9 protein-coding genes are annotated in these 14,405 nt (G+C 58.0%); 7 read left to right on the forward strand and 2 right to left on the reverse strand.

Annotated features, from left to right (window positions below; all coding sequences use genetic code 11):
* Positions 1–30: 30 nt before the first annotated feature.
* Together RBB47_RS13915 and pepN are read right to left on the reverse strand one after the other, a co-directional pair.
* Positions 31–2,385, reverse strand: a complete 2,355-nt coding sequence (locus RBB47_RS13915; RefSeq protein WP_305986415.1) for a PAS domain-containing sensor histidine kinase — start codon at positions 2,383–2,385, stop codon at positions 31–33.
* A gap of 157 nt (positions 2,386–2,542) precedes the next feature.
* Positions 2,543–5,188: an aminopeptidase N gene (gene pepN, locus RBB47_RS13920; RefSeq protein WP_305986416.1), complete on the reverse strand. Its 2,646-nt coding sequence runs from the start codon at positions 5,186–5,188 to the stop codon at positions 2,543–2,545.
* 213 nt (positions 5,189–5,401) lie between these two features.
* On the opposite strand from pepN, the gene RBB47_RS13925 reads away from it, so the two are divergent.
* From RBB47_RS13925 to RBB47_RS13955, 7 genes are all read left to right on the forward strand, one after another.
* Entirely contained in the window at positions 5,402–5,899 is a 498-nt protein-coding gene (locus RBB47_RS13925) for a class I SAM-dependent methyltransferase (protein WP_305986417.1), read from the forward strand.
* 26 nt (positions 5,900–5,925) lie between these two features.
* Positions 5,926–7,116: a CaiB/BaiF CoA-transferase family protein gene (locus RBB47_RS13930; protein ID WP_305986418.1), complete on the forward strand. Its 1,191-nt coding sequence runs from the start codon at positions 5,926–5,928 to the stop codon at positions 7,114–7,116.
* Positions 7,113–7,724: an NUDIX domain-containing protein gene (locus RBB47_RS13935; protein ID WP_305986419.1), complete on the forward strand. Its 612-nt coding sequence runs from the start codon at positions 7,113–7,115 to the stop codon at positions 7,722–7,724. Before RBB47_RS13930 ends, RBB47_RS13935 begins: the two co-directional genes overlap by 4 nt.
* 106 nt (positions 7,725–7,830) lie before the next feature.
* Positions 7,831–9,711, forward strand: coding sequence for an adenylate/guanylate cyclase domain-containing protein (locus RBB47_RS13940; protein ID WP_305986420.1), 1,881 nt, complete (start codon positions 7,831–7,833; stop codon positions 9,709–9,711).
* Positions 9,712–9,913: 202 nt separating this feature from the next.
* Positions 9,914–11,800, forward strand: coding sequence for an ABC transporter ATP-binding protein (locus RBB47_RS13945; protein WP_305986421.1), 1,887 nt, complete (start codon positions 9,914–9,916; stop codon positions 11,798–11,800).
* The gene (locus tag RBB47_RS13950; protein ID WP_305986481.1) at positions 11,800–13,683 is read left to right on the forward strand and encodes an ABC transporter substrate-binding protein; all 1,884 of its coding nucleotides are present in this window, start codon (positions 11,800–11,802) and stop codon (positions 13,681–13,683) included. The genes RBB47_RS13945 and RBB47_RS13950 overlap by 1 nt, the downstream gene beginning before the upstream one ends.
* Before the next feature lie 52 nt (positions 13,684–13,735).
* Positions 13,736–14,398, forward strand: coding sequence for an O-methyltransferase (locus RBB47_RS13955; protein WP_305986422.1), 663 nt, complete (start codon positions 13,736–13,738; stop codon positions 14,396–14,398).
* Positions 14,399–14,405 lie beyond the last annotated feature (7 nt).

Here is a 14,405-nt window from a genome sequence, read left to right on the forward strand (position 1 = left end):
AGCAAGCAAGAATACAATGGGTGCCGCCGATCAGTTGGTATCGCGTTCCGCAATCGGAAGCGTGAAGCTGACGGTGGTGCCCTTTTTCACTTCCGATTCGATTGTCAGCTTACCGCCGTGCAGCTCGACCAGCGAGCGGGCAATGGCAAGGCCGAGACCGGAGCCCTGATGGGTCTTGGTGAACTGGTTTTCAACCTGGACGAAGGGCTGGGCAAGACGTTCGATATCCCTTTCCGAAATCCCGATCCCAGTGTCGGAAACCTCAAAGCGCAGCTCATTGTCAATGGGCTGCGCACTGAGCGTGACGGTGCCGCTGTCGGGCGTGAATTTCACGGCATTGGCGAGCAGATTGAGCAGGATCTGTTTCAAGGCGCGCTTGTCTGCGTGAACCATCAGATCTTCGGCGACATCCGCGGTCACGGAGATGTTCTTTTCCGTCGCGGCTCCAGTCACGATCCGGCCGGCATCCTCGGCGGCTGAAGCGGCGCTGACGATCTCGGTGTCGATCGACATCCGGCCGGCTTCGATCTTGGACATGTCGAGGATGTCGTTGATTACGTTAAGCAGATACGTTCCGGAGGAATAAATGTCCTTGCAGTAGTCGGTATAGCGCTCCGTACCGACCGGCCCGAACATCTCCTGGTTCATAATGTCCGAAAAGCCGATAATCGCATTCAGCGGTGTTCTGAGTTCGTGCGAAATGTTGGCGAGGAATTCCGACTTGGCCTTGTTGGCAGCTTCCGCGCGGGTTTTTTCTTCCTGATACTTGTCCGCCATCTCAACAAGCTGACGTGCCTGGAACTCCAGGGTCTGGCGGGATTTCTGGAGATCGGAGACGGTCGCCTTAAGGCGCTTTTCCGACTCCATCAGTTTTTCCTCGTGCTTTTTCAGCGCGGTAATGTCCGTACCGACCGAGACAAAGCCACCGTCCTTCGTGCGCCGCTCGGAAATTTGAAGCCAGCGCCCGTCTTCAAGCTGCGCCTCATAAGACCCCTCAGGCGCGCCGCCGCGCTGGGTCACCGTCACAGGTTGCGGCGCAACTTCCGCATTGGATGCCGCCGCCATGACGTCCTGATAGGGCGTGCCCGCCTTGATTGCCGAATTCGGCAGGCTGTGGAGAGACTGATAGTTCGAATTGCAGATCACCAGTTCGTTCTTCGCGTTCCACAACACGAAGGCTTCCGAAATCGTTTCGATCGCGTCGCGCAGGCGAACGTCTGCCATGCGGCTCTGCTCGGCAAGCTGATGCTGCTCGGTGATGTCTATGCAGATCCCGATCAGGTGCGGTTCGGCACGGCCCGCATCCGACTGGATTTCACCGCGAGCGCGCAGCCAGATCCAGCTTCCATCCGCGTGCCGCATGCGAAATGTCTCGTCGACGAGTGTTTCGCCGGTCTCAAGCAGGTGTTCTGCGAGCCCGAGCAGGTCGATATCGTCTGGGTGGGTGATGTCGGAGACGTCCGCAAAGCTCAGGATGTCGTCCTTCGGTTCCCGGCCGAGAAGCTCATAAAGGGAAGACGACCAGAACATTCGGCCGCGTGAAAGGTCCCAGTCGAAAAGGCCGCATCGCCCGTGGGTGAGGGCGGTGTCGATCCGCGCGCGCGTTGCAGCATACATGTCGTCGGCATATTCGGCGCGGGTCGCCTGGCTGAAAAAGCCGTAGATCACGGCCAGCAGGACAAGGGACGTGCCGGCAAACAGCGTGACATTGGCAGAAAGGTCATCCCGCCAGTCGGCATAGATGGCACTTTCCGGCTGCAGGACCGCAATCATGCCAAGCTTGCCGTCAAGGTGATGGACGGTCGCCAGGAAAGGCTCGCTGCCTGCGCCGCGCCCTAGGTCGACGGGAACCTGAAGAACGCCGGCGCGCGCGCCGAAGACGGTCAGTGGTTGGGAGGGGCTCAGAAGATCCGTGATCGGTTTGTTCTCCAGCCCCGGATGCGCCGGTGCCGTTGCGGCGATCGTGCCGCTGCGGTCTGCAACAAGGAATATACGCGCCTGGCTGGTGGCGCCGGCCGGAAGGCTGTCGGCGAGGGCGCGCTTCAACGTGGTGCGGAAGCCGTTTTCCGGAAGCGTACTTTCCGCCGCATTCAATCTGTTGGAAACGACGGTCGCCATCAGGCTGAGCGTCGTCTGCGCGGAAAGCTCGGTGTCGGTGTATTCGGTGGCCAGTTCACCTGCCCGAAACAGGGCCAGAACGATGATGAAGACGATTGCGAGCCCGGGAATGACACGGCGCATCACGCTGTCGGACCGAAAAATGCTGTCGCGAAGAGAGATGAGGATTGCTGCGAGCGGCAGGCGCGTGCTGCCTGTGCTGCTTTCCGGGTTCGAATCCTTTTCGCCGCGCCGCGTGGATGCGCCGCTGGCCAATACTCGCGCCATGGGAAATGTGCCTCAAAATCCGCCGTTTCGGAGCGTGCCCCGAATCACCTTCATTTGAATCAAATCTTTGGTTTTTGTCCAGTCCCTTCAAAGAAGAAAATGGTTAACGCCGCGGATGGACTCTCCCGATTTTGTTAACCTTTTTGAGTATTTCGCACTATTGCAATGTTCTATCGATGATATCGCGGCTGTCTCTTGACAGATGTTCGTATGACGAGATCTTCAAAAGTGCGGACTCTGCATGTGCACAACGTCGCTGTTCCAGCGCTCGCCAGGAGCGGAAACTGGTCAGGAGCCGGGACGCGACTTGCGGATTGCGTTTGTCGATCTCCAGAACTGATTCGGCGATGAGCTCGAATCCTTCGCCGTCGGGACGGGCGAACTGGGTCGGATTGCCAGTTGCGAAGGATTGCAGCAGCGAGCGAACCCGGTTCGGGTTGGTCGCGTCATAAAGCGGATGGGCCATCAGCGATCTGACGCGCGCAAGGGTATTATCGCCCGGTGCGGTTGCCTGGGTCATGAACCATTTGTCCATCGCCAGCGAATTCTTGTGGTGACGCAATCGGTAGCTTTCGAGTGCGTCGTCTTCCTTCACCATGTGATCGTGCACCAGCAGGGTGAGACTGGCCAGTCGATCCGTCATGTTATCGGCTGCCTCGAACCTGTCCCAGACGAGTCCGGCCGCGTCCGGGTTGCCGGAGACTGCGAAGTAGTAGAGCGCTCTGTTGGAAAGGGCGCGTTTACCTGCCGTTTCAGCGTCCGGAGAATACTGTCCCTTCGGAGCGAAAGCGCGAGCCGTTTCGACAAGGCCCTGTGCGTGCCGCCCGGCAATCGCCGCGCGCAACCGCCTGCGGGCACCGTGAATGGCGTCCGGGTCGACGTTCTTGCCGATTTCCTGAGCAACATCAGCTTCGCTCGGCAGGGTAAGAGCAAGGGCCTTCAGCGCCGGATCAAGCGAATGGTCCTGCAAAACCGCGCCGAAGACATCAACAACACCGTCATCCGGATCACCGGCAGTGTTGCTGCGCACGAGTTCTGTCAACCGGACAAGATCCTGCATGGCGAGCGACTGCACTGCCTGCCAGCGGTTGAAAGGATCTTTGTCATGTGCAGCAAGGAAGCGCAGTTCGTCCGCGCTCAGGCTTTGGTCAAGCCGGACAGGAGCCGAAAACCCGCGCAGGAGCGACAGGACCGGCGGTGCGGAAATGCCGGAGAACGTCACTTCCTGCCGCGTCTCCTTCAGAAGCAGAACATCGCCGGAAACCGCAATCCCGTCGGCACTGCCGGTATCGAGGTCGTTTCCGTCCGGCCCAATCAGTCCGAAGCGAAGCGGAATGACAGCAGGTTTGCTAGTTTTTTGTCCCGGAACCGGTGGGATCTCTTGAGACAGGACGATCGAAAACGTCTGCTTTTGGGCATTGTGTCGCGTCTTGACAGAGATTACCGGTGTGCCGGCCTGCTCATACCAGAGGGCGAACTGGCCGAGATCCTCGCCGGCAGCGTCTTCGAAGCATTGCAGAAAGGCTTCGATCGTCGTTGCCTCGCCGTCATGGCGTTCGAAATAAAGATCGATGCCGGCCCGGAAGCCGTCATCACTCAGAACCGTCTTGAGCATGCGCACGACTTCTGCGCCTTTTTCGTAGACGGTCGCCGTATAGAAGTTGTTGATTTCGTGGTAGACGCGCGGCCGCACTGGGTGGGCGAGGGGGCCTGCGTCTTCTGGAAACTGGTGGGATTTCAGAAGTCTGACGTCAGTGATGCGCTTGACGGGCCGGGAGCGCATGTCGGATGTGAATTCCTGGTCCCGGAAAACGGTCAGGCCTTCCTTGAGGCAAAGCTGAAACCAGTCCCGGCAGGTGATGCGGTTTCCGGTCCAGTTATGGAAATACTCGTGCGCGATCACAGCTTCGATATTGGCATAGTCCTGATCTGTTGCCGTTTCCGGATCAGCCAGAACATATTTGTCATTGAAGATGTTGAGGCCCTTGTTCTCCATGGCCCCCATGTTGAAATCGGACACGGCAACGATATTGAAGACATCGAGGTCATATTCGCGCCCGAAGACCTCTTCATCCCAGCGCATGGATCGCTTTAGCGAGTCCATTGCCCACCCGCACAGGCTTTCATTGCCGTGCTCGACGTAAATGTTGAGCGCGACGTCATTGCCTGAGGCTGTCGTAAACTGGTCGGACGCCTTCGCCAGATCGCCGGCGACCAGCGCGAAAAGGTAAGACGGTTTCGGATGCGGGTCGTGCCAGACGGCAAAGTGCCTGTCCGTGCCGTCAACCTTTCCGGTTTCAACGAGATTGCCATTCGCCAGAAGCACCGGGCAGCCGGCGACTTGCGCTTCGACGCGCGTGGTATAAACCGCGAGAACGTCGGGACGGTCCAGGAAATAGGTGATGCGGCGAAACCCCTCGGCCTCGCATTGCGTGCAATACGTGCCGGAGGACCGATAGAGACCCATCAGTTTGGTGTTGCTGTCCGGATTGATCCGCGTAGTGATCGTGAGGTTAAACGTTTCCGCCGGAGGCGCATGCACCTCCAGCCTGTCCGGGCCGGCATCATACTGATCTTTCGCGAGGTCTTCACCGTTCAGCTTTACGGCGCTAAGGCTCAGTTCATCGCCGTCCAGAACGAGCGGAGTGGCAGCTTTCGTACCGTCTTGCCGCAAAAGAGAGAGGGTTGCCGTGACAAGCGTCTCTTCGGGGTCGAGTTGAATATTCAGATGGACCTTGTCGATGCGATATGCTGGCGGTTGATAGTCTTCCAGCCGGATGGCCGGCGCCGTTTCGGAACGCATCGAGGTCTCCCAAAGGATTGTCCAGTAATTCAGCCGGGCAGGGTAGTTGTCCCTTCTCCCGGCTAACGCGTTACCATGATTGGCGAATGTGGCAAAGTCCTGTTTCGGCAACCTGTCCACGTGCCGATTTATCGACAAATGCAACGGCATGTTTTGACCTTGCAGCGGCCTTTGACTATGTGAGGGGCGTCTTGAGTCACAGGGAAATGTTGAATGAGCCGTCTGGACAGTTTTATCCGCCGCATGACATCGCAGAAAATCCTGCTGGAACATCTCGTCGACAAGGTGAACGCCGTTGAAGGGCCGGTTCTGGAACTCGGACTTGGAAACGGCCGGACCTACGATCACCTTCGCGAAATCTACCCGAACAAGGAGATTTTCGTATTCGATTTCGCCATGGAATGTCATCCGAGCTGCGCACCGGACGCCGACCACATGATCCTGGGAGACATTCGCGACACGCTGGCCTTCTGCGGACCACGCGTTGGGGCGTTGGCCTCGTTTGCGCATATCGACATCGGGTCCGCAGATCCCACGAACGATTTGGCCATCGTCAACTGGTTGGCGCCCTTGATCAATCAGCGCATGGCCGTTGGCGGCTACATTCTGACGGCGCTGCAACTCGATTTGCCGAACTTCGAGGTTCTGGAGAAGCCGGACGGGATCCATCCAGGCCGTTATCATGTCTATCGAAAGACGTCTGAAGCCTGACTTTCAACAATTCCGGGAAATCGAACATGTCTGCGCCGCTTGAAGGCATAAAGGTCGTTGAACTTGCGCGCATTCTGGCAGGTCCCTGGACCGGTCAGACCCTGGCGGATCTTGGTGCCGATGTCATCAAGGTGGAAAGCCTTCAGGGCGACGACACCAGGGGCTGGGGTCCTCCCTTTGTCAAGGACGAGGCGGGCAACGACCGTGACGCTGCTTATTTCCACGCCTGCAACCGCGGCAAGCGCTCGATCGTGGCGGATTTCCGCACCGAGGAAGGGCAGGAAATCGTACGCCGTTTGGTGGCCGATGCGGACATTCTGATTGAAAATTTCAAAGTGGGTGGTCTCGCGAAATACGGTCTCGATTATGACAGCTTGAAAGAGGTCAATCCTAAGCTGATCTACTGCTCCATTACGGGTTTCGGTCAGGAAGGCCCTTATGCGCATCGTGCCGGATACGACTTCATGATCCAGGGCATGGGGGGCATTATGGACCTCACGGGCGAACCCGGCGGTGATCCGCAGAAAATCGGTGTTGCCTTTGCCGATATCTTTACCGGTCTTTACGGTGTCGTCGGTGTGCTGGCCGCTTTGCGGCGCCGCGATATGACCGGCGAAGGCGAATGGATCGACATGGCCTTGCTTGACGCCCAGGTCGGGGTTCTTGCCAATCAGGCGCTCAACTACTTCGTGTCCGGCCGGGCACCGAAACGGCTTGGCAATGCACATCCGAATATCGTGCCCTATCAGGTGTTTCCAACCATCGACGGTCATCTGATCATCGCGGTGGGAAATGACGGCCAGTTTGAGCGCCTGTGTGCCGTGTTGCATCTGCCGGAACTCGCAAAACAACCGGAATATGCCACCAATGCCGGCCGGGTGGCGGCCAGAGAAGATCTGATCCCGCTTCTAGTTGCGGAGACGTCAAAATGGACACGCGACGACCTCCTGTCTGCTCTTGAAAGCGAAGGCGTGCCCGCTGGTCCGATCAATTCGGTCGAGGACGTGTTCGACGACACTCAGGTCAAACACAGAGAGCTCAAGGTCGAGCTTCCGGCAACCGCCACAATGGAGGGGACGGTTGCCTCCGTGCGCACGCCGATCCGTTTTCAAAACGCCGAGCTTTCGCTGGGCCGGGCCGCACCGGTTCTGGGCGAACACACGCAAGAGGTTCTGGCCGAACTTGGTCTCGGAACTGCCGGAGGCAAAGACACGTGACCCATGGCAAACGGCTCAACAGCAGCGACTTTTTGCGGCCCATTGAAAGCCGGGTCCTCTCGGAAGAATGGGGAACGCTCACCAGCCATCGCTTTGAGCTGCGCAGGCGGGACGGTACCTGGCAGGAACAGATACGCGAAGTTTACGTGAAGGGCAGCGGGGTTGGCTGCCTCCTCTACAATCCCGAAACCGGCTGCGTGCTCCTGACCCGCCAGTTTCGTCTGCCTGCGCTGATCGAGGGCCACGATCCCTATCTCATCGAAGCGCCCGCCGGGCTTTTGGAGGGCGCGCACCCGGAAGACCGCATGCGCGCCGAGCTGATTGAAGAGACCGGCTTTGAGGTCTCTGGCCTTGAGCACCTTTATGATCTGTTCATGACCCCAGGGGCCGTGAACGAACGTATTTCGCTTTTCACGGGCACATACCATATGAAGGATCAGGTGGCTGACGGAGGCGGTGAGGAGCACGAGGGAGAAGACATAGAAGTTTTGCATGTGCCGCTGAACGAAGCACTCAACATGATCAGAACCGGCGAGATTTGCGATGGTAAAACGGTCCTTCTGCTACAGGAACTGGCGCTTCGGCAGTTGAAGGAAGCCGGCGAATAACCGCGACGGGAAGCACTTTCAAAGGCGATGCAGGCGCGGCCGCCTTAATTTGACGAAAACAATCAGTCAGATAAGCTGTGCGCACGAGCAAAGGACCTTGCCGCTGATGGCAGAAAAGAAGCGAAACGGCCGCCGGATCAAGCTGCCCCTGACATCAGTCGTCGGGATCGGCTTCGGCGCCTTTGTCGCCCTTGCCATCGGTCTCGTCCTGAGTCTGTCCGTCAGCGCGAATTTCAGCAACACATTCTCGCTACTCAACGACAAGACCATCCTCAGCACAGACGCACTGGAAGCGCAGCTTCGCACGCATTTCAATTCGGTCGAAAACGCAGTCGTTGGCCTTCAGCCCTATTTCAATGACGGCACGATCGGCTTCGAGGACCCGGAGCGGACGCTTGAAGATCTTTCGATTGCGCTGAAATCGAACAGCGACATCACAACCCTAGCCGCAACGGCGAAAGATGGACGACGCCTGGGGGTCTACCGGGCACCGTCCGGCAAATTGTGGCGCATCGAAAGGGATGTGCCGCCTCCTGGTATGAAGGAGGAAAAGCTTCCGTCACTCGACCAGAACAGTTCGCCCACCTGGGGACCGCTCGTTGAGCACGAGGTTGGTTTGTTCGCGAACGTTTCCGTTCCGCTTGTTCGGGACGGTGAATTCATCGGTATGCTGACGGCTGCCAGTTCCATGAAGGATCTGTCTCACATCGTCTCAAGCCAGGACGAGGGCTTCGAAAACACCGTATTCATTCTGTCCGGTGACGGTCGTGTCATCATGCACACCGATGCGTCTCAGCTTCAAACGGGTGGCAGCATCAAGGACAACCTGCCGGGCACCTGGCACAATATTGGCGATCCGGTTCTTGAGGCGATGGTGAACGAGGAACCCCTGGACGAATTCCAAAGGGCTGCCGAGCTGGGGATCGAAGTGTCCTTCGTGGAAGCGAACAATGATGAATACATCATTATGAAGGCTGAGCTGGACGGTTTCAGCGACCAGCCCTGGACGATCGGCCAGTACTACCTCAGCGCAACAGTCTCCCGGGAAGTGCGCCGGCTTGCCGGGTCGGTGTTCGTCGGCTTCGGCGCCCTGGTCATATCGGTGCTGATTGCGTTCTGGATCGGCCGCAGGGTTGCCCGGCCTTTGCGAAATCTCGCCGTGCAATCCGAGCGCGTCGGGACGCTGTCTTTGAACGAAGTCGAACCCATGCCGCGCAGCCGGGTTGCTGAGATCGATCAGGTCGCGCTTGCCTTCAACTCCATGGTTGAAGGCCTGAAAGCCATGAACACCTATGTCCCGAGATCGCTCTTCATCAAGCTGATGCGGCTTGGAGGCGGTAAGGCGGCCGAGGCGCGGGAAGCCGAGCTGACGATCCTCTTTACCGATATTGTCGGCTTCACCGCACTTTCCGAACATTTGAGCGCCGAGGAGACTGCGCGCCTCCTGAACGACCATTTCGCGATACTTGTCGAGGCCGTCGAATGCGAGGGAGGAACCGTCGACAAGTTCCTGGGTGACGGGATGCTGGCGTTCTGGGGCGCACCGGACGAAAGGCCGGACCATGCAGTCGCCGCTGTTCGCACCGCGCGCAGAATTGCCGCCGCACTGCATGCCTCCAATGAGCGGACGAAGAAGGAGGGCGGCCCGCAGATTTTGACACGTATCGGTATCCACACCGGACCGGCGGTTGTCGGCAATGTCGGCGCGCTCGACCGTTGGAACTATACGGTGGTCGGCGATACCGTGAATGCAGCCGAGCGTCTTCAGACACTTGGCAAAGAGGTGGACGGTGCGCCCGAAGTTACCATTCTGGCAAGCGCCGATACGGTGACCCAGCTTCCCGACGAGCTTCACAAGCGTCCCGTGGGCGCCCATCACCTGCGCGGCCGTTCCGGTTTGATGGAAGTCTACTGGATTGATCCCTTTCCGGCGGACACGCCCGAACAGACTTCGCAGCAGGAAGTTCCCGTGTCCGCGGCAGAGTAGCATTACAAATGCTCACACGCTTTTGTGGATCTCGCACAAGATTCTGAAAAAAAGACAGGATTCTGCCCCGTGTGATGCAAATCACAGCAATATCCGGCAGATTTCTGCATTGCTATCCATCGGCGAATTTGGTTGTCTGTTTTTTGCAACAAAAGCCTTGTAAGGCTCATGCTGACAATCCTTGCCGGGGAGGAAAAGCGCGGTGAATGTTCTCTCTATCGAGGGACTGACAGTCGATTTTAATACAGCGGAAGGCCGTGTGCGGGCAGTCGACGATGTTTCTTTCGTCGTACCCGAAAACCGGACTGTCGCGCTTGTGGGCGAATCCGGGTCGGGCAAAACGGTTATTTCCCAAACAATCATGGGACTTCTGCCACAAGCTGCAGAAATTACATCCGGCAAAGTGATCCTGGCTGACCCGAATGGTGCAGAACCCCCGGTCGACATCGCCGGCCTGCAACGCAAGGGGCCGCAAATGCGGCATCTCAGGGGAAACCGCGTTGCGATCATATTTCAGGAACCAATGACGTCTCTGTCGCCGCTTCACACGATCGGCGACCAGATCGGCGAGGCGGCACTTCTCCATCGCAATGTCTCCGCTGCGGAAGCGCGCGAACTTACAAAGGAAATGCTGCGTCTCGTTCAGTTTCCCGATCCCGAGCGCGCACTCGACACCTATCCGTTTGAACTCTCCGGTGGCCTGCGCCAGCGCGCAATGATTGCAATGGCAATGATCTGCAATCCGGCGCTGCTGATTGCGGATGAGCCGACCACCGCGCTCGACGTCACCATCCAGGCGGAAATCCTGAAACTCATTCGGGAGGTTCAGGCCGAATTGCGCATGTCCGTGCTGATGATTACGCATGATTTCGGCGTTGTCGCCAACATGGCGGACGAGATCGCGGTCATCTACCACGGTCGGATCATGGAAAAGGGAACGGCCGAACAGCTATTCTCCAATCCCAAGCATGAGTATCTGAAGGCTCTCCTCAACGCCGTGCCGAGCTTTCACATGGACAAGGACGACCGGCTCGTCCCCATTCGTCCGATCGAATTGAAATCGGAAGACCTCACCAGGAACAGGCCGCGCTGCGATGTTGCGCCCGGCGAGCCGTTGGTCGAGATGCGCAACGTCACCAAGCGTTTTTCGCTGCGCAAGGGCTCTTTGCTCAGCACCAAGACCAAGACGATGACGGCGCTGGACAACATCAGTTTCACCATCCGGCGTGGTGAATGCCTCGGTCTCGTCGGTGAATCCGGGTCCGGCAAGACAACGGCCGCCAAGGCGATCCTGCGCGCAATCGATCTGGAAGGTGGCGAAGTCCTCTATAATCGCGGCAAGGGGCTTGAAAACATCGCTGAACTGAGCGGCGCCGACCTGATGGACTACCGTCGCCGGATCCAGCTCATTTTCCAGGACCCGTTTTCGTCGCTCAATCCGCGCATGACGATCAACGACACCTTGATGGAACCGTTCGAGGTCCATGGCATCGGCACGGCGCAGGAGAGGGCGGAACGCGTCCGGAACCTGATGAGCCTTGTCGGTCTCGATCCGCGGTTCCTGCGGCGCTATCCGCATTCGTTCTCAGGCGGTCAACGGCAACGCATCGGCATTGCCAGGGCGCTTGCGCTCAATCCGGAATTTATTCTCTGCGACGAACCGACATCCGCACTCGACGTGTCCGTTCAAGCTCAGATCCTGAATCTCTTGCAGGATCTGAAGCGCGACCTGAATCTGACCTATCTGTTCGTCAGCCATAACCTTGCCGTGGTAGACTATGTCGCCGACCGGATTGCGGTCATGTGCCGCGGACGTCTGGTAGAACTTGGTGAAACGCGAACGGTCGTCGCCAATCCGCTTCACCCTTATACGAAGGCACTGTTGTCCGCAGTGCCGGAGCCGGATCTGTCAACTCCGCTGGATTTTGCAGCGCTTGATGCCAACAGGGCATCCGAGCCGCATCTCTGGCCAGAACCATTCCGGATCACCGATGACACGGAACCGTCGCTGGTGGAAATGGAACCGGATCACTTTGTCTGCGCACCCGGACTGAAGAACTCCGGGGCACTTGAGGGGACTGCTGCATGATGTTTGTGAACTTGACGAGGACAGGGCTGTTTCTGGCAGCCGTGTTGAGCGCAGCCCCGCTGGCGGCGTTGGAACTCAAAGAAACGCCGGGACTTGACCCTTCGCTGCCGCCGATTGCCGAGCGGGTGCCGTCAGAACCACTGGTCGTCGATCTTGAAGCCAAGGGCCGTACCATCGGCAAGCACGGCGGTTCGCTCGATACATTTATCGGCCGTGCGAAGGATGTCCGCCTCATCAATGTATGGGGCTATGCCCGCTTGGTCGGGTATAACAAGGAGCTTGAACTTGTTCCTGATATTCTGCAGGACGTTGAGGTCGAGGATGGCCGGATCTTTACGTTGCACACACGTGAAGGTCACAAGTGGTCCGACGGTGATCCCTTCGATGCAGAGGATATCCGCTATTACTTCGAAGATGTTGTCAGCAACGACAAGCTGACGCCGTCCGGTCTGCCGCCATTCCTTCTGGTCAACGGCAAGGGACCGAAATTCGAGGTTCTTGACGACACGACTGTCAGGTTTACCTGGGACGAACCGAACCCGCTGTTCCTGCCTGAACTGGCAAAGTCCAGACCGCCCTTCATCTATCGTCCGTCGCACTATCTCAGCAAGTTCCACGAGAAATACGGTGATCCAGCATTCATCGAAGCGGAAGCGGCAAAGGTCAAGGCCCGCAGCTGGGCGCCGCTTCATGCGAAGAAGGACGACATGTACAACGCCCGCAATGTCGAACTTCCGTCTCTGCAGCCCTGGGTTCGTCAGCGTGACGACAGCGATCTGCGCTTCATTCTGCAGCGCAATCCCTATTACCACCGGGTCGACAGCACCGGCCAGCAGCTGCCCTATATCGACCAGATCGTCATGACCGTCGCGGACGGAAAGCTCATTCCGGCAAAAGCGCAGGCTGGCGAAAGCAACCTCCAGGCCCGCAATCTCAGCTTTTCCGATATTACGGTGCTGAAGAAGGGCGAAAAGCTGAACGATTATGTGACCGCCCTTTGGTCGAACACCAAGGGATCGGAGATCTCGATCCTGCCGAACCTGACAGTGAAGGATCCGGGTTGGCGCGAATTGGTTCGCGACACGCGGTTCCGCCGTGCGCTTTCACTTGGCATTGACCGCACCCTCTTGAACCGCGTTCTGTTTTTCGGGCTAGGAACGGCTGGCAATGACACGGTTCTGGCATCCAGCCCGCTCCACAAGGCGGAATACACGAGCAAATGGGCCGACTATGATCCAGAGCAGGCAAATGCGCTTCTGGACGAAATTGGCCTGACCGAACGCAACGGTGAGGGCATCCGGCTCATGCCCGACGGGCGCCCGCTTGAAATCATCGTCGAAACCGCCGGCGAAGCACAGGTGCAGGAAGACGCATTGGAACTGGTGACTGAGATGTGGCGCGAGATCGGCATCAAGCTCTATGCAAAGCCGAGCCAGCGCGACAACCTGCGTGAGCGTTCCATCACAGGTCAGCTTTTGATGTCTGTCTGGTGGGGACTGGAAAACGGCATACCGACCTCCGAAATGCCGCCGGATGATCTTGCACCCGTTCATGGCGATGTCCTGTCGTGGCACGCGTGGGGCGACTACTATGAAACAGGTGGCGAGGGCGGTGAAAAGCCTGACTGGCCACCCGCAGCGCGGCTGATGGAGCTTTATGAAGCCTGGCTTGTTTCCAAGACCCCGGAGGAACGGACCAAAATCTGGGAAGAAATGTTGCAGATCCACGCAGACGAAACGATCCGGATTGGTCTGGTGTCTGGCGTGCGGCAACCCGTGGTCGTCAACAATGTAGAAAACGTCCCCCTGGAAGGTATATATGGCTGGGACCCCGGCGCGCAGTTTGGCATCCATCGCATGGATGAATTCTTTATGTCGGAGTAAGTTGTCAGGCGCATGAGCCGGCAAAGGAATTCCAGTTGTAACAGGAGGAAGAATGGCCGACCGGTTGGAGATGACTTCAGACCTGATCGACTATGTATGCCAACAGGGAACGCGGGAAACAGCACCACTCGAAACGTTGAGAAAGCACACGCAGAGCCTGCCTGAGGCCGACATGCGTGTGCCGCAGGAACAGGGCCAGCTTCTTCACTTTCTAATCAAGACGCTCAATGCCAGGAAGGTGATGGAGCTCGGTGTTTTCACGGGCTACAGCACATTGTGGATGGCGTCGGCCTTGCCGCCGGATGGACGCCTGATTGCGATCGACAAGCGCAAGGACTGGCAGGATCTGGCCGAAGTGCACTGGGAAAAAGCCGGAGTGCGCAGCAAAATTGATTTCAGAGTCGGTCGCGCCGAGCGCACAATGGCAACTCTGCTGGAAGAAGGAGAAGAGGGCAGTTTCGATCTGATTTTCGTCGACGCCGACAAGAAGAGCTATTCCACCTACTATGAACTTGCGCTGCGCCTGTTGCGCACCGGCGGGATCATGGTGTTCGATAACATGCTGCGTCTCGGCGATGTGATCGACCCGAATATCTCCGATCCGGCAGTGGAGGACATACGCCTGCTCAACAACAAACTGCGGGAAGACGAGCGAGTGGTGATATCGATGCTGCCCGTGTCGGACGGGCTGACGCTGGTTTTGAAGACGTCATAATTTCGAA

The sequence above is a fragment of the Roseibium sp. MMSF_3544 genome (assembly GCF_030732845.1).
GTDB lineage: Bacteria > Pseudomonadota > Alphaproteobacteria > Rhizobiales > Stappiaceae > Roseibium.